The sequence below is a fragment of the Marinifilum breve genome (assembly GCF_003202155.1).
Lineage (GTDB): Bacteria > Bacteroidota > Bacteroidia > Bacteroidales > Marinifilaceae > Marinifilum > Marinifilum breve.
Genome location: NZ_QFLI01000003.1, coordinates 487,751 through 513,425 on the forward strand (window position 1 = coordinate 487,751; position 25,675 = coordinate 513,425).

At 36.5% G+C, this 25,675-nt stretch carries 11 protein-coding genes and 1 riboswitch; of the genes, 2 read left to right on the forward strand and 9 right to left on the reverse strand.

Translation table 11 applies throughout. The features are described from left to right. Positions 1-586: 586 nt before the first annotated feature. Positions 587-809: riboswitch (cobalamin riboswitch) on the forward strand. Between the two features lie 129 nt (positions 810-938). Continuing rightward, on the forward strand, positions 939-3,449 hold the full coding sequence (locus DF185_RS09635; protein ID WP_110360528.1) for a TonB-dependent receptor: 2,511 nt from the start codon (positions 939-941) through the stop codon (positions 3,447-3,449). 415 nt (positions 3,450-3,864) lie between these two features. On the opposite strand, the gene galE is transcribed toward DF185_RS09635, so the two are convergent. The 9 genes from galE to DF185_RS09680 all read right to left on the reverse strand — a co-directional run bounded on the left by galE (position 3,865) and on the right by DF185_RS09680 (position 21,036). Beyond that, positions 3,865-4,896 carry a UDP-glucose 4-epimerase GalE gene (galE, locus tag DF185_RS09640; RefSeq protein WP_110360529.1) on the reverse strand — a complete coding sequence of 344 codons (1,032 nt, stop codon included), beginning with the start codon at positions 4,894-4,896 and terminating at the stop codon, positions 3,865-3,867. A gap of 37 nt (positions 4,897-4,933) precedes the next feature. After that, entirely contained in the window at positions 4,934-8,113 is a 3,180-nt protein-coding gene (gene lacZ / locus DF185_RS09645) for a beta-galactosidase, LacZ type (RefSeq protein WP_110360530.1), read from the reverse strand. A 17-nt stretch (positions 8,114-8,130) separates the two neighbouring features. After that, a complete protein-coding gene (locus DF185_RS09650) occupies positions 8,131-9,615 on the reverse strand; it encodes a Gfo/Idh/MocA family protein (RefSeq protein ID WP_110360531.1) in 1,485 nt (494 codons plus the stop codon). 120 nt (positions 9,616-9,735) lie between these two features. Then, the gene (locus DF185_RS09655) at positions 9,736-11,058 is read right to left on the reverse strand and encodes a DUF3472 domain-containing protein (RefSeq protein WP_110360611.1); all 1,323 of its coding nucleotides are present in this window, start codon (positions 11,056-11,058) and stop codon (positions 9,736-9,738) included. Between the two features lie 507 nt (positions 11,059-11,565). Beyond that, positions 11,566-13,125: a discoidin domain-containing protein gene (locus DF185_RS09660; protein ID WP_110360532.1), complete on the reverse strand. Its 1,560-nt coding sequence runs from the start codon at positions 13,123-13,125 to the stop codon at positions 11,566-11,568. 199 nt (positions 13,126-13,324) lie between these two features. Next, complete coding sequence (locus DF185_RS09665; RefSeq protein WP_165835994.1) at positions 13,325-15,091, reverse strand: DUF3472 domain-containing protein; 1,767 nt, start codon at positions 15,089-15,091, stop codon at positions 13,325-13,327. 232 nt (positions 15,092-15,323) lie between these two features. Then, the gene (locus DF185_RS09670; RefSeq protein ID WP_110360612.1) at positions 15,324-16,985 is read right to left on the reverse strand and encodes a RagB/SusD family nutrient uptake outer membrane protein; all 1,662 of its coding nucleotides are present in this window, start codon (positions 16,983-16,985) and stop codon (positions 15,324-15,326) included. A gap of 34 nt (positions 16,986-17,019) precedes the next feature. After that, positions 17,020-20,043 (reverse strand): SusC/RagA family TonB-linked outer membrane protein, encoded by a 3,024-nt coding sequence (locus tag DF185_RS09675; protein WP_110360534.1) that lies wholly within the window; start codon positions 20,041-20,043, stop codon positions 17,020-17,022. A gap of 78 nt (positions 20,044-20,121) precedes the next feature. Further along, positions 20,122-21,036 (reverse strand): discoidin domain-containing protein, encoded by a 915-nt coding sequence (locus tag DF185_RS09680; RefSeq protein ID WP_110360535.1) that lies wholly within the window; start codon positions 21,034-21,036, stop codon positions 20,122-20,124. Positions 21,037-21,593: 557 nt separating this feature from the next. Here DF185_RS09680 and DF185_RS09685 point away from each other — a divergent pair. Then, entirely contained in the window at positions 21,594-25,673 is a 4,080-nt protein-coding gene (locus DF185_RS09685; RefSeq protein WP_110360536.1) for a hybrid sensor histidine kinase/response regulator transcription factor, read from the forward strand. The last annotated feature ends 2 nt before the right edge of the window (positions 25,674-25,675 follow it).

Here is a 25,675-nt window from a genome sequence, read left to right on the forward strand (position 1 = left end):
TTTTTGTTATTTCTAAAGCTCAAGCCGCTGTGGCTCTTTCTTTTTCCATTGATGAAAAAGAAAGCAAAAAATCTAGGGCGAGTAAGACCAAACCACTTCTACTTGAAAACTTCAAGTGCGGCGGAGTGATCTTCGAACAAGTTCTCAGCTTCTCCGTCTTACTATAAGTTATTCTTCGTATAAGCAGCTTGTCCTTCCAATGCCCCGAGGGCAACATAGTAAATTGGATTTGTTTCCTTCTCCTTGAGGAGAAGGATAGGATGAGGTGATCAAATAAAAGTATGCATATTCCGTCGCAAATAAATGATTCACTCCAAAGTAAGATGGCAGTTGCGACGATTTACATAGCCTATCAAAACCCGGGGCGTTGCCCCGGCTATTACTATTTGAGACCTTCAGGCTCTTTCTTCATGCAGTAAATTCGTAAAGACAGCATTAATGCTGTCTCTACTAAAAGTATTTCTATGTAAGAATTGAGGAGAGTGATAGAAAGAGTTAGAACACAGCTCATCAACTCTGCAGCAGATGTGTTACAAAACACATTCACTTCGATTCTACTTTTTCAATCTACATAAAGAAAAATATAATACATTTGTCGCGATTTTGGTGTTCGATTCATCTCTTTCGGATGATAGAATGAAAAGGGAATCCGGTGAGAATCCGGAACAGTACCCGCTACTGTAATTCTCGTTTTACCAAACTGGTGAAGCATAGGTGCGATACCACTATGCCACTCCGATCTTTAGGAAAGGGGGAAGGCCATCGCACTTGAGAAAAGTCAGGAGACCTGCCAAATGACAACTAATTACATTTTGCTTCCGGGAATCGAAGTACATGTATTGAACAGACGCGCGAGTTCGATATTTATATTCTTGTACCATTTTAATGTGGTGTGGAGGTAAGGTGTTGTGTTTTACTTATTACTAAAAAACAAGACCATGCTTAAACGATTAAGTTTATTGTTGATTACACTATTGTGTTTACCAGCCGTTATTTGGGCTCAACAAAGTTTAAAAGGATTTGTAGTCGACCAAGAGTCGGGTAAACCTATTGAAGGTGCCAACCTGTACCTTAAAGAGTTAAAACAAGGAACAAGCTCCTTAAAAGATGGAAGCTTTCACTTTCCTAATGTCAAAGCAGAAGAGTACCAGTTAAGCGTAACTTTTGTTGGGTACGAAGATTGTAAATTGCTTATTGACACACGTAAAGCATCAAATGCCATTAAAATTGAAATGAAAAGAAATGTTACCATCTTGGATGGTGTAAACATTTCGGCTCAAGCAGTAAGAGAAACCGAACAAGTGGTAAAATTGGCTGCTCCGTTAAAAGACATTCCTCTTACCACTTCATCGGTTGGACAGGAATTGATTAAACAAACTGGGGTAAATAGCATTCACGAAGCTTTAAAATACACTACTGGGGTAAAACCATTGGTAAACTATGGTGGTTTCCAAACCTTTACCATGAGAGGATTTGGCGCTCCTGTAATCATGCTTGATGGTGTTCGCGACGAAAGAATGAACTTCTCGAACAGTGCTCCTTTCACTTCTTTGGCTGCAGTTGAAAGAATTGAATTTTTAAAAGGTCCAGCCTCGGTACTTTATGGACATACTGCTGTTGGTGGCATCCTAAATGTAGTTCGCAAACAACCAACCAAAGACTTTCATGCAAACTTCTCAGCTAGCTACGGAAGCTGGAATACAACAAGAGTAGAACTGGGTTCTGGTAACAAAATTAGCGACAAGTTATCGTACCGTTTCGATGCTGGTTTTTCGGATACCGACGGCTGGAGAGATGCAGAAGACAAAACTTTAAATGGCTACCTGGCACTGAACTACGAAATGAGCGATAATGATTTGTTTGAATTCCGTATTGCTGGAAACAATGATACTTATGGGACTGAAACAGGTTTGCCTTCGGTAAAGTACGATGTATTCGATACAAATGACAACTTGCTGTACAAGCAAGGTGAGTTGCCAACTACCTTCGATCGTAAGCAACGTTACAACGATCCTGCAGACTTCCTGGATCATGAAAACTGGAATGCTTCTATTAAATACACCAGAAAGCTTGGCGAAAACTCTAAACTACAGATTCACACAGCTTATTCTGATGACTTGATTGACTACTTCTCGACTGAAGAGCTTAGCTATTTGACTTCTGACAATGCGATTTATAATTCTTACTACATGAAGGGAGATGCCAAGAAATACATTTGTTTGGATAGTCTTCAAAGAACATTCCCACTTCGCTTTTCGCACGAAACCAAGACTTTCCAGAATACCATTGATTTCAGCACCAAGTTTGATTTAGCTGGTTTGGAGCACAATTTCAATGCTGGTTATTTCTACATGTATATCGATAGAAAATCATACTCGGGTTATTCTGTTGGCACTGATGTAACAGGAAAAGGATTGTTTGCAAAGATAGCCGTAGTAAATCCTGTTTTATACCAGGGTGATTTAGAAACTAAGTTTTCAAAAGTTAAGATTTACAATGAAAATGTACACGGCTTGTTCTTCCAGGATTTGATAAGTGTTAGCTCTAAAGTAAAAGTACTTTTGGGAGCAAGATACGACAGGTTTGACATGGGAAATCAGTCAGGCAAAGTTCAGTCTGGCAGAAACATTAGTGATAAAACTGGACAAAAATCCATTATCAACCACTCTTTCACCTACCGATTGGGAACCGTTTATCAGCCTTCTGAAAATTTATCACTATATGCTTCTTACGCCAACTTCTTTAAGCCAAAAAGAACTGTATTCAACGAGAATTTCATCTATTTGGATAAGGATGGTAAAGAATTTACTCCAACAGATGGTAAAGAGGTTTTTGAGCCAGAAGATGGTTACCAATTAGAAGCTGGCTTTAAATTCCAAAGCAATGCCAAACTGCACATCAATGGTAGTGTTTATTACATTAAAAAGAACAACATTGTTGAGTACCTGGGCAAATCAGATGAAGACAAACGAATTTACGGTCAAGTAGGTGTAATTGATTCTAAAGGTTTCGATTTGGAGTTGAACTACAAACCTTTCGATAATTTAAGCTTTATTGGAGGATATGGTTTCAACATTGCCAAGTATCGCAAGTTCTCTGATAATGCATATCAAAACTCAAAAGAAGGCAATTACATCAGAAACAATCCTAAAAACCATGTATTTGCATGGGCTTATTACAACTTACCAGAGAATATGATTAAAGGTTTAAGTGTTGGTTTTGGTATGGATTACAACGATAAAATGTATGTGAACAGTTCAAACTCATACAGCTTACCACGTTATTACCTATTCGATGCATCAATTGATTATCGTAAAAAGAACTTTTACGGAAAGTTAAAAGTAAACAACCTATTTGATAAGAACTATTACTCAAGTACTGTATATTCTAATCAGTATATCCCGGGAATGGAGAGAAATTTCACCCTTACCGTTGGTATGGACATCTAAATTTTACGTTAATACACATCTATAAGCAATCTTACACTGTTTAAAAATTAGAAAAGAAAATAGAGATTTGCTTATATCCCTTGCTTAATTGCAAACAGAAAGAAAAGGGCGACCAGTTTTTGGTCGCCTTTTTTCATTTGCATACCTCATCCCCTGGCCCCATCTCCTCCAAGAGAAGGATAGGATGAGGTAAGAACAAAACGGCTTTAAGATTGATGCTTGCAGCTGTTTTCTATTTATTCCCAACTACCTCATCCCCTAACCCCTTCTCCTAGAGGAGAAGGGGAATTGTCTGCAACAAATGTGGGTTTGGTGCTCCCTTCTCCTTAAAGAGAAGGATGGGATGAGGTAAGAAATAAAGGGCCGTAAGTATTTCAACTTACGGCCCTTTATTTTCTATGGAATCATATGGTAGTTAAAACTCCATTGTCTTTAGGTTCTCCTGCCATTTCCAGGCTGAAAGTAAAGTTTCATCCAATGTACTTTCTGCCTTCCACTTCAACTCCTCGTTTGCAAAAGTGGTATCTGCATAAATCTGCTCGATATCGCCTTCACGTCTGTCGGTAATTCTGTGTGGTACCTTCTCTCCTGTCGATCTCTCAAATGAGTTGATAATCTCCAATACCGAAACACCATTTCCTGTTCCAACATTAAAGAACTCGCAATTGGTTTTGTTCTGATCATTCAACAAACGTGCAATGGCAACCACATGTGCTTTTGCCAAATCAACCACGTGAATATAATCGCGAATTGCTGATCCATCAGGGGTGTTGTAATCATCTCCAAATACACTTAGCTCCTTGCGAATACCCGCAACAGTTTGTGTAAGGAAAGGGATTAGATTGTTAGGAACACCCAATGGCAACTCTCCAATTAAGGCACTTTCGTGCGCTCCAATTGGGTTAAAATATCTCAAAGCAATTCCTTTTAAACTTGGGTTTGCCTTGCACACATCACGGATGATATCCTCACAAATGCTTTTGGTATTTCCGTATGGCGACTCTGCCTCCTTGCGTGGAGTTTGCTCTGTCACCGGCAATTGATCCGGTTGCCCGTAAACAGTACACGATGATGAGAAAACCAGGTTCTTCACCTCAAATTCCTGCATGCACTCCATTAGGTTCATTAAAGAATTTAGGTTGTTGTGGTAATACATCAATGGTTTTTCAACCGACTCGCCCACTGCTTTCGAAGCTGCAAAATGAATAATGGCCTCAAGATTCGATTGCTTTTCGAAGAAGGCTCTTGTCTTTTGCCTATCTGTTAAGTCGAAACACTCAAACTCTGGCTTTGTTCCTGTTATCTTCTCGATCTGATCCAGAACTTCAACTTTAGAGTTTGACAGGTTGTCAACAATTACCACATCAAATCCATTGTTCTGTAATTCTACTACCGTATGAGAACCAATAAAACCAGTTCCTCCGGTTACCAATACTTTTTTATTCATTTGTTTTTTTGATTTATTCCTTAGATCACTGTCTATATTAAAAGACAGGTTTGAGTACAAAAGTAAACATATAATTCTTAGCAGGAACAGAATATTTGTCATAAGGTGTCGCTCCCCAAGAATTATCTCCTGCTACTCCCATCATTTTCAGATCCAGATTTATGAAAACTCCATTTTTCTTCACAATATCATTGGTATGTCTAAAATCCTCATGAGTAATCTGATCGAAGTCTTCCAACGGATTGTGGTGAGCAGAAAATCCAAGTTTATCCTTAGAACTGATTCTTAGTCCCACTCCATTTTGATTTCTCAGTTCGAACCAACGAACATCGGTTTTGTAGCCATTCTCTTGTGGTCGCACATACTTGAAATACTGGTCGGCAACTTTTCCTTTGTACAAACCCACAAATGCACCACGATTTCTATCTACATAATTCTCATGCGGACCACGTCCAAAGTAAGAAAGGTTATCACAGCTTACCGGCAATTCCATGCGCATTCCAAATCGAGGCATATCAGGCAATTCACCTTCGCCTAACTTGATATTTGTAGCAACTTGTATCTCTCCCCCTTTATCAATTGCATATTCCACAACCTGCTCCGAATCAATTTTAGGGTGCAGGAAGCTTGCTTTTACCAGCACCTTAGCATCTTGCTTTTCACTTTCAATGCTCGATAATTTGATGGAATTGGTGACTTCTCTCCAAATGCCCAATCGCTTTATCATGTTACTTCCCTTGTCATTGTCATTGGGAGCTCTCCAAAAATTGATGGTAAATCCTTTCTGTAAGAGTTCCATCCCACCCATTTCATAAGAAGTAAGAATACCTGTTTGCTTATCAAAGGTAATTTCAAAGTTCTCACCAAGCACTCGAATGCTTTCCGATTGATCCACCAGGTCTAAATCAGAATGCTCCGTTTTTACGATTTCTTTTCCTTTAAACAGAGGCAATTGAAACTGATCGTGCGCAACCTCAAATCCTTTAGGTCGAAATGGCTGATCTTTCTTCAGCACAACTGAAAAATCAATAAAGTATTCACATCCTGCTTCTATTTCGATATCTCCAATTGGAATGTGAACCAATTTGCTTTCTTGTGCAAGCAGGTTAAAATAATCCAGTTGGCCTGATTTCACAACTTTACCATTGGCTGAGATATTCCATTGGATTTGGTAATCTTTTAAATCTATAAAGTCATGGAAGTTCTTAATGCTGAAAATGCCTTTTTCAAGATCTTCAGCATAAAACCTTACATTCTGATAGGCATATTTTACCTCCCACATGGCTGGGTGTGGTGTGTAATCAGCAGAAATGATTCCATTCACTACAAAATTGTTATCCGATGGTAATCCTTTGGGACCATAGTCACCACCATATGCCCAAAACTCATTCCCATCCTCATCTTTTTTCACCAAGGCCTGATCAATCCAATCCCATATGTATCCGCCTTGCAACTGTATGTTTTTCTCATCGTAAATTACCTCCCACAAATCAACCAAATTGCCATTGCTATTGCCCATAGCATGCGAATACTCACTTATAATCATTGGTTTGCTTTGCTTTTTCGAAGCATAGGAATTTAAATGCTTTACTCCCGGATATTGAGGACAATACAAATCGGTATTCTCTCCCATAATGGCACGTTCGTAATGAATTGGTCGGGAAGGATCACGATCTTTTATCCACTTGTAAACGGCTGTAAAATTCTCACCATCTCCTGCCTCGTTGGCCATCGACCAAACAATTACCGAAGGATGATTCTTATCTCGTTCTACCATTCGGATATTTCGATCGAGGTGAGCATCTTTCCATTCAGGGTTTTTAGCCAAAGAATGCTTTCCATAGTACATTCCATGCGATTCTATATTGGCCTCATTGGTAATGTACAGTCCGTATTCATCGCAAAGTTCATAAAAGCGCTCATGGCAAGGATAATGACTGTTGCGAACTGCATTGATATTGAATTGCTTCATCAAAGCAATTTCTTTTAACATGTTTTCCTCACTTACTACATGTCCATTGTACTGATCGTGCTCATGGCGATTGACTCCTTTTATTAGAACAGGCTTTCCGTTGATATAGAATACCGCATCCTTAATTTCGATCTTTCTAAATCCTACTTTACAAGTAAGTACCTCATAAACCTTATCCTTTTTATCCTTCAAGAGAATTAAAAGCGTATACAAATTAGGTGTTTCTGCAGTCCATTTCTTAGGGTTCTGAACTTCTGTAGTAAAGCTCAGCTTTAAATCTTTCTTCTTGTGAACCTTGGCTGCTTGTGTTTCGGTAACAATTAATTTTTTATTTGCATCTAACAGCCTGTACTCTACCGAATAGTTTCCTGATTTTAATTGATGTTTATGGTTTTGCAGATCTACATCTAAGGAGAACAATCCATTCTGATATTGGGAATCTAAATCTGCCTTGGCAAAGAAATCACGAATGCGAACTTTAGGAGTTGAATACAAGAAAACCTCTCGCTCTATTCCACTAATTCTCCAAAAATCCTGACACTCCAAATATGATCCATCTGACCATCGATAGACTTCAACTGCCAGAACATTTTCTCCTTTCTTTAGATATTTTGTGATATCCCATTCTGCAGGCGTTTTACTTCCCTGTGAATAGCCTACTTTCTTGCCATTTACCCATAGGTACATGGCTGACTTTACCGCTCCAAATTGAATGAAAATTTGTCTTCCATCCCAAGCTTCAGGTAGGGTAAATGTTCTTCGATAAGATCCAACCGGGTTGTAATCATGAGGAACTTTCCCCGGGTGTTTTGGATAGATCTTTTCTGTAAATTCCAGTTCATCAGAAACGGGAGCTTTGTAATCGGCAAATTCGTATTGATGATTCACATAGATTGGGTAACCATAGCCTTCCAACTCCCAATTCGAAGGAACTTTGATATCTTTCCATTTAGAATCATCATATGAAGTTTGGTAAAAGTTTACCGGACGATCTGCGGGTTTCCTAACCCAATTAAACTTCCAAACTCCATTCAAGCTTTTATAATAAACGAATAGCTGCTGCTTCTTATTCAATGCTGCATCAATGCTCTTAAACGGAATAAAGGAGGCATGTGCTGCCTCCTTATTCTGATCAAACATTTTTGGATTCTCCAAATCATTCCAAATATTCTGTCTTTCTTGTGCTTGTATAATTAAGGTTGATGTTACCAACAGAAATAAGCCCAAAAATGTTTTTCTACGCATCTTATTCTTTTTTTTAATTAATGAACATTCAACTGACCTTTTGAATCTGCCTTTTTCAGATTTCGAACACTTGTGCTTCCTGCACCTTCCATGCTCAAATCAATTGGTTTGTTTGTTTTCCACGCTCCACGGGTGAAATCAGGAATATCGATTGGACGAGATTTATTTGCAATAGACCACTCGCTTAATGGTGTGATACAACTCCATGCAGCAGCATCGTACACATCCATATCTACTGGCAAACCGTTACGCAGACAATCTATCAATCTCCAATCCATCACGAAATCCATTCCTCCGTGACCACCAACCTGTTTGGCCATTTCACCTACTCGGCGGATAATTTCAGGAGTATATTTCTCTTCCAACTCTTTAAACTGAGCCTGATCAATTACATTGTGTCCAAATGCGATGTGCTGTTTTGGCCACTTTTGTGCAAAGCATTTGGTTCCACTCAACATGTGAATTCTTGAGTAAGGACGAGGAGAGCTGATATCGTGCTGAATCATGATGGTTCTTCCCTTATTGGTACGAATCATTTGCATGTCCATATTACCACGCATTTCCCATCCTACAAATTGCTCGAAGAATGGATCATCCTGAGCCATCTCTTTAATTCTGTGCTTTAATGTAAAATCATCCGACATCATTGCTGTAAGATAATCCATTTTATCTCCACGGTTGATATCCATAGCCTGGCAAATAGGACCTAAACCATGCGTTGGGTACACATTTGCTTTACGCTTATTTTCGTGTAAACGCCACATTTTAGTGTAGGCACCATCACTCATTTTATCATCCTTTGGCTTGTTAAAGTGCCAATAATCAAGGTCATGTATATAAGCACCTTCGCCATGAATCAAATCTCCAAACACTCCTTGTTGTGCCATACTGATGGTCAACATTTCGAAGAAGTCATAACAACAGTTTTCCAAAATCACACAGTGCTTGCGTGTTCTTTCTGAGGTTTCTACCATCTGCCAACACTCATCCAAAGTTTTAGCCGTAGATACTTCAACTGCTGTATGCTTGTCACCTTCCATTGCAGCAATTGCAACAGGTACGTGCCACTCCCAAGGTGTTGCAATGTATACCAAATCAACATCACCACTATCACAAAGCTCTTTAAAGCCCAAATCACCATTCACATACTCTTTGGCTTTTGGTAAACCCGCATCCGAAAGTATTTTTTGTGCTCCATCAACAGCAGCTTGACGAATGTCACAAACTGCAGTAACTTCAACACCTTCTATATATGTCATTCGCTTTACAGCTCCCGAACCTCTATCTCCAATTCCAACAAAACCTACTCTTACCGTTTCAAGTTTAGGTGCAGCATATCCACACATGTTAAAACTCATTTTTGGTAGCTTTCCCGCCAATTCCTTTATATGCGGTAAGTTACTTTCCTCTTTTGTTCCTGCACACGATGCTAAAGGTGCAGCCGCAATAACTCCAGCTCCTAAAGCCAAGTTACTTAAAAATGATCTTCTGTTCGTTGCCATTATTGAATGTTTTAATAGTCTGTTTATCAATTTAGTTTTCTTGACTAAATTTAATCTTTTTACTTATACTTTGATTAACAAAAGCTTAATTAAAAAGAGGAAATATAATCCTCCTTTTAATTAAGGTAATTTGGTGAAATCTATATTTGGTTGTGTTTGTGTTTTCGGTCTAATAAAATTTGTATCGAATGCCACTCTATCGCTAAAAAAGCCACAGTTTCTTAAATAGAATTTTCCGTTATCTTCTCCACCGGCATAATCTCTTCTTGCGTCTTTTCTGGCGGTAGCATCTGCAGTAAATTTAGCTTCGTTCAATTCATACCATGCACCATTTTTATCAACTATCCATTGATTGGTGTAATAAGCTTTTCTGTCGAAAGGTCCCATTTCAGTAATAAAGTTCTCTAAAAATGAATGAGGCCTTTTTAAGTAAGTGCTTGTTTTAGGTCTTCTAAAACTTGCCATCAATTCCCACTCTCCTTTTTCAGGAGCATAGAACCATGCTGTATAGTCGGTACAATTGTTATCCGAAGGAACACCTTTCAATAAAAATTTATAGGTATTATTGGCTTTCCAATTGTATACTTTGTAACTCTGTCCACCTGATCCTTCATTTCCAAATTTACCAGTAGTTACACCATCACCTTTTTTCAATAATTTAATTCTATATTCTTCAGGAATACTGTTTGGATCATCAGTTTGGTATGGACTCCAAACTGAAAATAGTATTCTTCTTTCGGTTTCTGAATTTACCTGTATGCCAAAATATCCCTCAGCAAAGCCATTGGCCATAAAATAAGATCCCACTACGTCCTGACCAGATGGTACAGTAACTTCATTATAAAACCATTCAACATTTTCTACATTATCCGGAACCTTATAGGCCAGATGAACTGAAGGTCCTCTTCTGCCCCAGTAAAAATCATCCTTCACACAAATTACAGGCTTCGAGCTAACTTCGCCTCCAATTAGAATATCTGTAAAAGTTCCAAAGGTGGTTCCTGATTTTTCAACTCCTTTTACATCAACATGATAATAGCCCGGTTCCGCAACTGTAAAGCTTCCAACATCTAATTTTAAAAAGCTCGAATCCGAAAGCTTGATTTCCTTACTTTCATTATTGAATGAAAACTCAACTTTTGATTCGCCACTTGTATTTTTTGCTCTAACTCCTAATTGTATTTCCCCTGCTTGCTCTACCCAAAACCAAGTTCTTATTACTGATTCTTTATTATTCCAGTTAGTCACACCATTCTCTGTAATCATTTCACTGTTCAGGTTGGTTTGATTAATAACCCATGAGTTACCGGCAACCGGCACACTAACAGTATAGTTCACTGAAGTTTCTTTAACTTTTTTGCCTCCACTACTTTTACTGCATGCACACACTAAAGCCACAATGCAGCTTCCCAAGATCAGTAGATTTAAATATTGTTTTAACATTATGTTTTTATTTAAACTTTGTGCCCCCATTACTCATTCCCTTTAATAATGCGAGCACAAAGTGTATTGCCTATACTCTAATTCTTTACTACTTGTATGAGTAAAGGCTTTAATTTGAAAAGTAATAAGCGAAGACGGCATAGATTCTAAAATTCTTTTCTACCAAATTTATGTAAATGCCAATTTAATTTCAAAACTACCGTCTCCTACTTATTAATAATCACTAACTACAACTATTTCAATAAAATACTTAACAAGTAAACAAACCCAATTACCACTATAAGAATAAATCTCTCTAAATGGATTTCAATTGCTAAATCTTCATATTCCTTCTAATTCTATAGACCAAAAATGACAAATATCTCTATCTTAAAAGTGGACATATTACGCTAAGAGGTAGATTTTTTCTCAAATAGCTAATAATCGAATTAATGTCACTTTTGGACAATTTTCTTTCCTTGAGTTGCTTTATTAAATACAGTAAGCTTCTTGTTTACACCATTATTATCAAAAACACATAATCTCAGCCAATGCTGCAAATTGCTTTCCATCGAAAGCCGAGTTCATAATAATCTTAAAATAACGGAATTCAGCTTCATGACTTAGATTGATATGATGAAGAGTATTGATTTCCTTCAACTGAAAATTACCCATGCTTTTCCACTGACTATTGTCCGAACTAACCAATATTTCAATGTCTTTCACCTTTCGCATTCCATCTCTCTGCAGAAAAGAAAAACCACTTACTTTATGTATTTCATTCATATCAATAGTAAGATAATGTGGATAAGAAGTTGCATTGGAAGACCATCTAGAGTGCCAAAATGTATTCGCATCACCATCCAAAACATGACTTGCAAACTCATTGTTTTCTTCAGAACTAAATTCAATAACCTGCCATTTACTTCGGTCTAAATTTTCTTTATCACCAAACTCTATAACGGGCTCATCATTTTTAAAAGCGAATGAATAGGAAAACTTAGATATCTCACCATTAAGATGATTAAATAATAATCGTAACACATATGGTGTATTCCCCTTTTGATGGAATTCACTTATAGGCATACTCACCTCAAAAGAATTATCTGTACCTACAGGCGAAGCCCAACTAACTGCATCATAATCGGCATTATCAGTCGCAGGATCACAATAAAAACCAAGGTAGTTAACATCTTTATCCGTATTAAAAGTTCCGGATAATTTGAGCTTACCATCTTCATAAGATGCTAAAATGCTGTTAATAGTAAGAGTAGCCGAAGTATAAAATAAATCCTCAAAATCACTAACAACCTGACAATTATTAAGAATAGCACAACTAGCTTCAGTTAAAAATGTGGGCGTTTTTCCATAAGTATAATTCCCCGAACCCATTAGAGAAGTTCCCTTCGAGCTAAGACTAGCCTCTGATACCTTCTCTTTGTTATGAGGAAGATTAAGTCCATGCCCAAGCTCATGCAATAAACCTCCAATATACTTGGTAGCATCATTTCCTCTTTTACTATCCTCTCCAAAAAACCGGACATCCATCTCAGTATAATCTAAGGCAAAGCAGTAACGCCCCCAACCATAAAAAGGAACATCAGGATTGTCATGATCCTCAACAGGAGTAAGTATGAGCGTATGATCACTACTTTTTTCATCTGGATTGGCCTCAAAATATTCATCAACCTCTTCAATTACTTTTGCTCCTCCACCCTCGTAAGGATAGTTTGCAGTAGGGTATTTGCCTTGTATATAAATAACTTTCACACGTTCTTTTTCTTGATCAACCAACATATTAAATGTCTTATCTCCAAAACCGTATTCTTTCATATACTTTCTGTAGAACGCTTGACCATGCAATAGAATTTCACTTAAACGACGATGAGAATCTTTTCTTTCCTTTACATCGGTAGGAATAAAATACACAACGTTCAGATTGTATTTAGCCACAGAGCTATAATTATAGCTTACCTCTTCGGGAGATAATTCTTCAATTTCCTGAGATTTTTCTTCAGAACATCCTCCCACAAGAGAAAGCATAAAAAAAACACAACAAACAGTTATTGATAAATATAATGTCTTCATTTTATTGTTTATTACACTGTAATTAAGCTTTATAAAAAACCAACAACAGACCCCACAAGTATCTCAGCAAAAAAGATTTCACAATATAAACTTGATTAAAAGCATGTCGCCTAGTCCTAAAATACAAGTCTTAAGGATTCCCTGTAATCCATTGTTTTTTTCTAATTCTATACAGTATCTAAAGAATGTAACTTTACCCTTACTCTAAGACATAAGTTCCAATTTCTGCCATAGCAGCATTATTGGTACCATCATGTGAAGCTTTAGGTATAAACTTAAAATATCGAAAGGATTTTTCTGTGCTAAGTTCTATGAGTTGCTGACTGGTATTCTTTTCCAGAACAAAATCGCCCAAGCTCTCCCAGTTAGTATTGTCAACACTAATTTGGATTTCCAAATCCTGAACTGTTCTGGAAAGATTTTGCCTTTGAGAGAAACTAAAACCATTTACAGTATTAGACTGTCCCATATCAACAGTAATGTGATGCGGAGCTGTTGCAGAACAAGCTCCAGACCAGCAAGAATGCCAGTAAGTGTCCACATCTCCATCAAGCACATCAGCAGCCCGGCCAGTTTCTCCTTCTCCTCCTTGGTCTTCCTGAGTACTATAATCTATCACAGACCAGCCAGTTCTATCAATTAATGTTTGCGTTTTAATTTCAGGAACTTCTAATTTCGAAAAGTCAATAGCAGGTGCTGTCCCGTTAGCTGTTCTCGAAAAAGAGGTATTAGGTGTTTCGTTATCACTGAAAAAGCCACAATTTCTTAGAAAAAAATGATCCCCTTCCGATCCACCATCATAATCTAATCGCACCCCCTTACTTCCGGTATTATCATTAGTGAATGTTGCTTTAGTCATTTCATTCCAGCTTCCCTGCGTATCATAAACCCATTGGTTGGTATAAGTTACTTGTCTGATTTCATCGCCCATTTTAGTATCGAAATTCTCTAAAAACGAATGCAATCTTGTAAGATGTTGACCTGTAGGGAAAGGTCTTCTAAAACTGGCAATCAATTTCCAGGCGCCAATTTCAGGCGCGAAGAAATAAGCTGTATAATCAATGGAATTGTCTGCATTGGATTCCCCTTTCAATAAAAACTTATAGGTTGTTCCAGCTTTCCAATCATAAACCCAATAACTCTGAGCTCCCGATCCCTCATTCCCAAACTCACCAACAGTGACACCTTTTCCATAACCAAGAGGTTCTACTGTATATTCTGCAGGAATCTGATTTGGATCTTGAGTATCGTATGCACTCCATACCGAAAATAAAATACGTCTTTCGGTTTCTGAATTGACTTGCATACCAAAATAACCAGATGAAAAACCATTGGCCATAAAATATGAACCAATTGGATCTTTTCCTACAGGTACGGTCAACTCATTGTAAAACCATGTAATGTTTTTATTGGCTGGTTCTTCATAGTTTAAGTGAACAGAAGGTCCCCTTCTTCCCCAATAAAACCATTCTGAATCCACAAAAGTAATCTCATCTTTCCAAGACGAATCACCCAATAGAATATCAGAAATATCACCAAAAGTCCCATTTTCATTGGTAACACCTTCCAGCTCTACAAAATGATAACCAATTTCATCAATTTTAAAAGAGCCAACATAGTGTTTTTCATTACTGCTTGATGCTGAAAAATCCACTTGTTTTGTTTTATCTCCAAGCGTTACTTTTAGTGTTGTTGCTCCTGCAAATTTAGCAAGAACACCAAGTTCAATATCTCCTTTTTCTTTTACGTAAAAATAGGTTCTAATCTTATCGCTTGAATTCGTCCAATTTTTAATACCTCCTGATACAACAACATTTTCTGTAGTTTTTGGTTTATCAACAACCCAACTATTGCCTTCACAAGGCACTGATATAATTAACTTAGTAGTTGGATCCTCAGGAGGAGTTTCTGGTTCTTCTTTTTCCTCAACTACATCAATTTCATCTGATGAACAAGATGGTGCCATTAAGAAGGCCATGAGAAGAAAAAGTAGAGTCGCTATTTGTTTAGTTTTAATCAAAGTTCTCATTATTTTGATAATTATTTGAATTTCAAAACCTATAAAATGCCTCGGTCAAGTCACTAGGTATCTAAAGAAGTTTACTACACAAACAAAACAGTTACCGTCTTAGGATATTTAAATACATTCTTCACATTCAAGCTAGTACTAAGCCTGAATGTGAAGAGTTTTTACTGAATTATGGGTTTTGCACCAAATTTGGCTGCGCCAAAATCTGAGCTTCTGGAATAAAATCAACAACACGAGGACTTGTTGCAGGAACAGTTAGTAAAGGATTTGCACCTCTATCATGTGTTCCCGGATATCTACGATCCAATGTTAAACCATTTCTGAAAATATCATAACGACGATGAGCTTCATAAGCAAGTTCTAATCGACGCTCCTCAAGTACAACTTCCAATATGTTTTTCCCAGTTGGTACATCACTATAGGTATCAATATTTGCACGTTCTCTAATAACATTAACATCTTCTAACGCACCTGATGTATTTCCAGTTTTGGCACGGGCTTCAGCACGATTCAAATACATCTCTGCCAAACGTGAAATTACTGGGGAGAACAATTGTGGTTGACCTTCCTGATTTGAACATTTTATTACAAAATATTTAGGATATCCTTGTCTTACAGGCATTTTCTTAGTCAACCTCACATAAGTCTTTCCACTAATATTTTCACCTTCTGTAATGAAATACAAAGTGTTCCCATTTACCATTTCAGTTGAAACAGTTTTTGTTCCATTGTAATCATATTCCCAAGTGCCGCCATTATTTGTAACAGCATACATTTGAAACATTTTAGAACCTACCGGTGATGATTTTTCGTAAGAGTAAGTAATCTCATACTCGTCACCATCTTCATATTGAGGATCAATAAATTTATGTCTTCTATCCGAAGGGTTTTGATCCAATAAATCTCTATATGACTCAGAAGCATACATTTCACCCCAACCTACACCGTCAATTGTAGCATACATACCACCAAAAGCATACCAACCATAATCATCTTCATCTTTTAATGCTCTACAAGCGAATATAATTTCAGAGTTCTTTTCTGGTACCATAGTTGGGAAAGTTTCATAATCAGAACCTGTTAACAATGAAAAATTCTTTGAATCAATTACTTTAGTTGCATATTCTTCTGCTTTTACATTGTCTTCCATATATAGATATACTCTAGACAACAAAGCATTAGCAGCTTGTTCTGATGCATAAATATTATATTCTGCATCAATTCGTTTAAATTCGCTCATCAATTCAGCAGCACTTGTTAAATCAGTCAAAATCTGATCATAAACCTCCTTAACTGTTGCACGAGGAGGTAAATTATCTGCATCAGGTTCAGCATCTAAAATAATTGGCACACCCAAATTTTGGCTTGGATTTTGAGCATAAGGTCGGCCCCAAATATTTACCAAATTAAAATAAAAGAAAGCACGTAAATAATGCATTTCACCAATAACGTGATTCAAACGAGGCGTGCCTCTTTCTGCTTTATCGATTACTTTATTCGCATTTACAATACCTTTATAGCAACCAGACCACAAACTATTCAGATGGCCATTTGTAGGCGTGTGTTGATAGTTGTACATGTAAAACAAATGATCAGTTGTTGACCCACTTAATGCAATATTATCACCTCCAAATTCGCCATGGAAATGGTAAGGACGCATAAATTCATTTTTTTTCAATAGAGCATATGTACCTAAAGCTGCAGCTTCGATACCTAATTCATCTGCAAATACTTTATCATCTGACAAGTCCTGAAATGGTTCTCTTTCGATATCACAAGAGCTTATAGAAAGCGCCAATAGAATCGCAATAAAAGAATATATATTTTTCATTTTCATCTTTTTATATATTAATAATTTTCACCTATTAAAAGCCAACCTTTACACCTACCATAACTTTCTTTGACATAGGATACAAAGCGCCATGAGTATTATCATAACCTGTAGCTCCAATTTCAGGATCCATACCTGACCAATCTGTTAGTGTAATCAAGTTATCACCACTTACAAAAACTGAAGCATTAGAAAGCTTAAGTAGGCTTAATACATTTTTAGGAAGGTTGTATGCCAAGGTTACATTTCGTAAACGGATATAACTGGCATCTTCTAAATAGCGAGATGAATTTTTATTGGCATTAACCCCACCATTAAATGATTTTGGATGAGTCGCAACATCTCCTGGTTTTTCCCAACGATTCCAACCATCATGCAAATTCATGCTATTAAACGAGGCATAAGAGCCATCACTGTCAAACAATTCTCTATTGCTATTGTATCTATGAATTCCCTCAACAAAACTAATGTTTGCCGATAAAGTGAAATTATCGAAAGTAAATTTATTAAGGATTCCTCCGGTATAAGTTGGAGTACCTTTGGTTCCGGTAAATTGCAATGTAGCATCAGCGTAGTCAGAAGTTAAACTAACTGTTTTGGTACCATCTTCATTTTCCGTAACTTTTTCCCAAAGAGGTTCACCGTTAGCTGGATTTGCTCCGTACCATATACGTTGATATTGCGCATCCATATCATAACCTTTTTCAATTCTGGTATTACCACGTGTATAAGCTTTATCTTCGTATATTTCCTCAACCCTATTTTTGTTGTAGGCAATATTCAAAGTCATATCCCATTTGAATCTGGCAGTTTTAATAATTTCAGGAGAAACTGACAGCTCATATCCTTTATTGGTAACTCGTCCAACATTCATCCAAATACCGTTATATCCGGTTAAAGCAGGAAGTGGAACATAAGTTAACAAGTTGTCACTATTCTTATAATACAAGTCTAAGTTGATGCTAACACGGTCGAATAATCTTGTATTAATCGCTGTATTGTAACTGGTTACCTTTTCCCAGCTAATATCAGGATTCCCTTTTTGATAAGGTGTCGCGGCACTACTTCCATTATACTGATCAACAAAAGCATAGTACCCAAGATATTGAAATCCTCCTGGTGCATTACCTACCTGCCCCATACTTGCAGACCACTTTAATGTGTTTAACCATTCTACCCCTTGTAAGAATTCTTCGCTATGTGCATTCCAACCCAAACTAGCTGACCAGAAATTACCATATTGTTTGTTAGGACCAAAACTACTTGATCCTTGTCTGCTGAATGAAGCGGTAGCCAAGTAACGATCATCATAGGCATATTGCAAGTTTACTAGCATACTTTGTTTGGCACTTTCCCATTTTGATCCGCCTACACTAGCCGCTTCTGCTGTAGTATTAAGTGCAGTAAGACCTGCTGCAATACCCTTACCTTTGGCGTTGGCGTTGTCTGAGTGAGAATCCGTATATTCCCAAGCTACAAACGCATTTAATACATGCAGACCAATAGTCTTATTAAAACGAAGCATTTGGTTGGTAAAACGAGTACGGCTAAAACTATAACTTTCATATAAAGTTCCCTTATCCGCTTGTCCACTAATAGAACGAGGATCTGTATACCATTCAGAGTGTCCATTATTAATGGCAATGTTATTCATGGAAGAAAAAGTCAACCAATCATTAATTTTATAATCAAAGCCAATATTTGCACGAAGATTGTTACTTCTTGAATTTCCATAATTGTATTGCAAATCATATAGGTAGTTATTTTCATCTCTACCATACCAAACTTTATCATTTGCACTTAGGTATTCTTTTCCACTATCTACTCTTGGGTCTAAAACAGAGCCATCAGGCAAATAAGCTTCATCCCAAGGCATATAAGTAAACATTGCATATGTAGAATGCTGCTGGTTATCAGTAGTTTTATAATCACCTGATAAGTTTAACTTTATCTTAAGACGATCTGTTGCATTAATATCAAGGTTTGCAATAGCTGAATAGCGTTCATATTCGTAGCCTTTTAAAGCTCCTGTTTCATTATAATAAGTACCAGACAGATAAGTCATAATCTTTTCATTACCACCAGAATAATTCACATTATACTCTTGTGCTTTTCCTGTTTGGGTAGCAATATCCATCCAATCCGTATCAGTATTTAATACATCCTCAGTTACATCAGGGTTCCATGTTTTTTGATAATCATATAATTCCTGAGAATTCATCACGGAGAAATTTCCGGTATTAAATGTAGTGAATCCATAAGTAGCATTAACATTTATCTTAGACTCACCTTTTTTCGCTCTCTTGGTTTGCAATAGAATTACGCCATTAGCCGCCAAAGATCCGTACAAAGCTGTTGCTGAAGCATCCTTCAATATAGTCATACTCTCTATATCTGCAGGACTAAATCCAGGATCAGAATTCCCCATTATGATACCATCAACTACCCAAAGAGGAGCAGTTGTTCCCGACAAAGAGCCTTTTCCACGAATTGTAATCTCTGTACTCGCGCCAGGTCTTCCACTACGTGACGATGCGTTTACACCAGCAACTTTTCCTTGAAGCATAGAACTTACATTCGATACAAAAACATCTTTTAGGTCATCACTATCCAATGCTACTGCTGAACCTGTTAAATTTGATTTTTTTGTTGTACCATATGCCACAACCATTACCTCATCCAAATCACTTGTAGAAGTATTCAAATTAACATTAATTGTAGATCTGCCATTAACTGGTACTTCCACTGATTCATAACCAATAAATGAAAAAACTAAAATAGCATTAGCTTGATCTATTTTCAATGTATAATCACCATCAAGGTTAGTTGAAGCTCCTTGGCTTGTTCCTTTAACAATGATACTAACTCCCGGTAACGATTCCTTAGTCTCACCATCTAATACTTTCCCTTTTACTTCCAAAGTTTGAGCACTAGCAAAAGCTGTAAAAAACAGCATACAAATAAACAAGCCTATCGTTTTTTGAATGCCCGCAGTATTGCTCCTTATTCTATTTTTTATATTATTTCGATAAAAATCGATTTGTTGCAAATATTTCATAATTATTATCTTAAAATCTTTATTAGATAATTAAACTATTATCCAAGTTGTTCTCACTTGTTCTAAACCAACTTCCTATTAATAAGGTAGCATTCCGTCTTCAAACACTTCCAATTCCGACATATGCGTACATGTACCTGTACGGCTTCTTGTATTCAAAATTCTGATTCGGAAATATTTTGATGAGTAGTTCTTGTCAAGCGTAATGACATTTACATCTGGTCGTGTAAGTGCATCAATAATTTCATCAGATTCCCATACAGTTGTAAAATTCACCCCATCATTACTCGTTTGTACATCAAACTGACCTGAATCATTTCCATTTTTACCAGTAAAGCGAGTCATAAAGTTAAAACCACCAATACTCTTTTCTTCAGCAAAATTAATTTGAATATGAGCTGGTAATGTTGCACCAGCAACCGACCATGCTGAGTGCCAGTATGTACCAGGATCACTATCAATCAGCCCTTCTTTTGGGCCTTCAGAAGGTTCCTGCACATGCGTCTCAATCATATCCGAAGTTAAGGCATGGTAAGTCTTCCCTGCTTTAGAAGTAAAAGAAATAGTTTCTCCATAAGCCGTCCCAGCTTCGTTAGATGCATAGGCTCTGGCTTTATAATCCGTTTTAATAGACAAGCCCTTTAGAGTAACTGAATAATCCCAATCAGTCTCTAAAATACCATCTTGGGTAAATTCCCCAGCTGCTGTAAAATTGTCTTCTATTGTTGGCTCAGCATCTCCAGCAACCCAACAAATTCCCATAGCAAGAATTTTTGATCCTCCGCTTGATGTAACAGTTCCGCTCACAACAGCATCCTCTCCTGTTATATCAGTAACTTCTCCTGTTTTTGTCTCAGGTAAACTTACCGTTTCATCATCGTCACAGCCAGTAAAAACAATTGCAACCATCACAAATAATAAAAATGAAATCCGGTCAAGATTCACTTTTAAAAATTTCCGATAATTACTTCTTTCATTTTTTGTTGTTTTCATAAAATAATAGGTTTTTGGTTATATAAATGGCTCTCGCCTATTTAATATTTAAACGATTCAAGCCTTAATTTTTCTTTGATTAGTTCGTAATCGGGTTATTCGTTCAGTTAATGTTTTTAGCTATTAATTACGCTTCCAACATTGAATCAACCCAAATTTGAAAAATGCTAACTTGATAATTGGGTAAATATTCCGCGATAAGGTGGAGATTTTAAAAATCTGGCTATTTTGTTATTTTTTTCATCCCTGATTTTGAGCAGTAATTAATAGGAAAGAATACTATTTATAGGCTATACAGAAGTATTTGAAAAATCATAAATCAAGAAGTAAAGGTTAATATTTCCCCTTACATGTGCTTTAGTGTATATTTTGAGCAATAGTGAGGGATTTTTCAGCATTCGCCTATTATTTAAGCATTTTAACCATCAATGATTTTATTTTTGATGTACATTGTAATACTTTTTAAAAGTCTGTGAAAAAAAGTGTGCTGCATAGTTTGACAGGCTTTACTAGGATACGTATTTTTGATAATTCCTGAAGAACGAGAAAGATTAACTATGTGCCTAATCAATAAATACAATTCTATCATTTTAGTATTGGTGTTATTCCTAACATCAATTGCATCATTCGCCGACGAAGCTACCAACTTTATTCATCTGCAAGCAAAGTTCAATGGACAACAAGCCAATGCCACCAATGTAGTTGAAGACTCAAAGGGCTATCTATTTATTGAATCATATGCAGGTCTTTTAAAATATGATGGCTATGATTTCAAGCTTATTCCTCAATCTAAAATATTTAGCAATAAGGCTCATTCAAGATCTCTATACAAATTATTAAAACAGAAAAACCAAAACATTTGGGCCATATCTCGAAAAGGTGATATCTCAAAATTATTGCCATCAGGTAAATTTCAAGAGTATGTTTCTACAATGAGAAATCCCAACGAAGATTTTCAGTTGGAATCGATAAATATTGGAGATACAATAATATGGATGGGATCAAACAATGGAATGGTGATTGGTCAATCCACCAGAACCAAAAAAATAATTCAATTCAACATTCAATCGGACGAGAACATTACATCCATCTCTCAGGATAACAGAAATAACATATGGTTTGGAACAGGTAAAGGACGAATATTTAAAGGTAATATTAAGACCAGAGATCTGCAGGAAATTAAAGGTCCTTTTAACAATCCCTTTAACACAATTGTACTTAGCACCGATAACTACAATAACCTATGGATTGGTACGGAATTATATGGTTTCTTTCATTACGACACGAAATCCAATAAGTATAAAGATTATAAAGAAAAAGACTTGAATCTTAGCTTTGTTCCTTCCAACATGATTATCCGAATTTATAAGGATAGTAACGGTTTTATTTGGATGGGAACCGATGGCGGTGGACTTTATAAAATTAACCCCAAAAGCAAACAGGTTAAGCGTTATACTCAACAAAAAACAAATCCTTTTTCGCTACAAAGCAAAACGGTAATTGGAGTTGGTGAAACCAATAACAAAGACATTTGGGTGTTTACCAATTACGGTAATATAAACATCATACCTAATGAGTCGAATACTGTTGGTTATCATTGCGGTAGCATTGATGGATCGCCAACCCGAATTTTATCGGTATTAAAAACTAAAAATGGCAACTTATGGTTGGGAACTGATGGCGAAGGCTTGAGTCTCATCAATAAAAAGGGTAATGCTATTCACCAATACATTGCAAATACAAACTCTTCTAAAGGAATTCCTGGAAACTATATCCAATCCATTGCAGAAGATAAAAATGGAAATATATGGGTCGGAACCTATTTAAATGGTCTGGCTTTTTTTGATAAAAACACCAAGCGATTTATCCGAGTTAAAACTGCGAACCAATATGGTCAAGTTGGAACCGATGTTCGTTCCATATATATCGATAAAAAAGATAGGGTTTGGATAGGTAGTAATGTAGGAATCTTTGTTTTTAATGACAAACAACAACAAATTGCTTATTTCCAACATAACAATCAGGATTTACAAGGAAGTATTGCAGAATTCTTTACTGAAGATGAAACAGGACAATTTTGGATAGGAATGTTTAATGGTGGCATTTGCTTAATGGATGAGTCATCAAACCTACAAGATTCCAGATTTATCACGTACAAATTATCAACATCAAACAATATAACAGAAAGCAGTGTATTGAATGGCGTATCCAATCAAAATGGATTCTTGTACCTGATTAATGGCTACTCCAAATTAGTGCAGTTCGATATTCACAAAAAGGAAGTGGTGCCTATTAAAGGTTTCTCTTCAGACCAAATTCATGGCTGCGTTGCAGTTATTTCAAGTGATAAGGATAACATTTGGCTTTCAAAAAACAATGGAATTTCACACCTTGATTTGCATTTGTGCGAAGAGTATTTTTACACTTGGAAAAACGGCATTATTAAAGGCAAATTCCTGACTGGAAGTGCTTTTATAGATTCTAACGGAATCATTTACTTCGGTGGAATTGAAGGAGTCAATTACTTCAATCCCAACAGTATGCAAACACAGAAAAAAGATCTGAATCTTTATATCAATCATATGGAGATTGTAAACCGAAATGCCGATGAAATTATTCCTGAACAGGTTGTCAATGGAATAGAGGAAACTAAAACATTGCAACTCAATCACAATCAAACTTCATTCTCGTTTCAATTTTCGGTGATTAATGATCACCTTGGTCCTAATTATTCATATGCGTATCGCTTAAAAGGATTTAACGACAACTGGATCACAACAAGAGAAAACAGAGTTGCTACCTATACAAATATTCCTTATGGCAACTATACCTTCGAAGTAAAAGCTGGCACAAAACTTAACGACTGGAATATCTCAGCTAAATCAATTGATATCGAAATTCTTCCTCCTCTCTGGAAAAGGTGGTGGGCCTATACAATTTATTCTTTTCTACTTTTTGCAATCAGTTTTTTTATCGTTCGATATTACCTCGTATGGGCAAATCTAAAACAAAAATTATTATTGGAAGAGCTTCAAAACGAAAAGAACAAAGAACTTTACGCTATGAAGATGAATTTCTTTGCGAAGATGTCGCACGAAATTCAAACCCCATTGACACTAATACTCTCTCCTATAGATAATATGATTGAGCGAGCAGAAGGAAACCTATTGCTATCACAACGTTTACAGGTTATTAAAAACAATGCAACCCGACTTTCCAGAATTGCGATGGAACTAATGACCATTCGAAACAAGGAAATGGGAAAACTTAAGATTCGAGCCAGTGAAAACAATGTAGTAAATCATTTGAATAAAGTTGCGCTATCCTTTATGGAACAAGCACGTTTTAAGCATATTGATTTAATTCTGGAATGCGAATCGAAGAAAATCATGCTTTGGTACGATCATCAAAAGCTGGAACACATTATTTATAACCTATTGGCCAATGCTTTTAAGTTCACTCCACGCGATGGAAAAATCACACTAGAAATTAAAGAAGCGATCGATGCCAATAATATTTTCATAAAGGTTACCGATACAGGAATTGGAATTCCAAAGCACGATTTAGAGAATATTTTTAACCTGTTCTATCAATCAAAAGATGGTAAAAGTGTGGGAGGTACTGGAATAGGTTTGGCACTTACCAAAGAACTAATTCTACTGCACAAAGGTGAGATAAAGGTTGAATCTGAAATAAACAAGGGCACCACATTCACCATAGCTTTGCCAATGGGTAAAGAACATTTCAGTAATGATGAAATCATTATTCAAGATATAGTAGAATCAAAAATTGAAAATACAACAAGCATTATAGCAACAAATACGGAACAAGCCGAAACCATTACAGATGAGAATAAAAGGACATTATTGATCGTTGAAGATAATTTTGAGATGCTAATACTTTTAGAAGATAGCTTTAAAGCTCACTATAATGTAATCACGGCTCAAAATGGACAGGAAGCGTTAGACAAAACAACTACTATCAATCCTGACATCATTCTTAGTGATGTAATGATGCCAATTATGGATGGAGTAACGCTTTGTAAACATCTAAAAGAAAAAAGAAGTACCCGACATATCCCAATTATTTTGCTTACAACTAAAAATGCAACTGCATCAAAACTGGAAGGATTACAATTTGGTGCAATAGAATACCTTAACAAGCCTTTTAATGTAAAAGAGCTATTGCTTAAAGTGAATAACATTCTGGATGCTCAACAAAGATTAATTGAGCAATACAGAGCAGAAATATTAACTGAAAGTAAGGAAATTGAAGTTAAATCGCCTGATGAGAAGTTTATTGAATCCGTAATCGTGGAAATGGAGCGAAACTTTGATAATCCAGATTTTCGTCTTGAAGATTTAGCCGAACCATTAAATATGAGTTACTCTAATATTTACAGGAAATTTCAGGCGCTTACCGATAAAACTTTGGTTGACTTCATGCGAACTTTCCGTTTAAAGAAGGCAATTCCTTTGCTTGTAAAACACAACTTCACCATTTCTGAAATTGCATTTCAAATTGGTTTTAACGACCCAAAGTATTTTTCGAAGTGCTTTAAAAAAGAGTATGGCGTAACTCCAAAGCAATACAAGCAAGAAAACAATTCAACAACTGACAATATCATTGAAAATTAGCA

Coding starts and splice junctions, on each gene's coding strand:
- DF185_RS09680 (WP_110360535.1), bottom strand. CDS start 21,036: ATGAAAACAACAAAAAATGAAAGAAGTAATTATCGGAAATTTTTAAAA.
- DF185_RS09665 (WP_165835994.1), bottom strand. CDS start 15,091: ATGGCACCATCTTGTTCATCAGATGAAATTGATGTAGTTGAGGAAAAA.
- DF185_RS09670 (WP_110360612.1), bottom strand. CDS start 16,985: ATGAAAAATATATATTCTTTTATTGCGATTCTATTGGCGCTTTCTATA.
- lacZ (WP_110360530.1), bottom strand. CDS start 8,113: ATGCGTAGAAAAACATTTTTGGGCTTATTTCTGTTGGTAACATCAACC.
- DF185_RS09655 (WP_110360611.1), bottom strand. CDS start 11,058: ATGTTAAAACAATATTTAAATCTACTGATCTTGGGAAGCTGCATTGTG.
- DF185_RS09685 (WP_110360536.1), top strand. CDS start 21,594: ATGTGCCTAATCAATAAATACAATTCTATCATTTTAGTATTGGTGTTA.
- DF185_RS09660 (WP_110360532.1), bottom strand. CDS start 13,125: ATGAAGACATTATATTTATCAATAACTGTTTGTTGTGTTTTTTTTATG.
- DF185_RS09650 (WP_110360531.1), bottom strand. CDS start 9,615: ATGGCAACGAACAGAAGATCATTTTTAAGTAACTTGGCTTTAGGAGCT.
- DF185_RS09635 (WP_110360528.1), top strand. CDS start 939: ATGCTTAAACGATTAAGTTTATTGTTGATTACACTATTGTGTTTACCA.
- DF185_RS09675 (WP_110360534.1), bottom strand. CDS start 20,043: ATGAAATATTTGCAACAAATCGATTTTTATCGAAATAATATAAAAAAT.
- galE (WP_110360529.1), bottom strand. CDS start 4,896: ATGAATAAAAAAGTATTGGTAACCGGAGGAACTGGTTTTATTGGTTCT.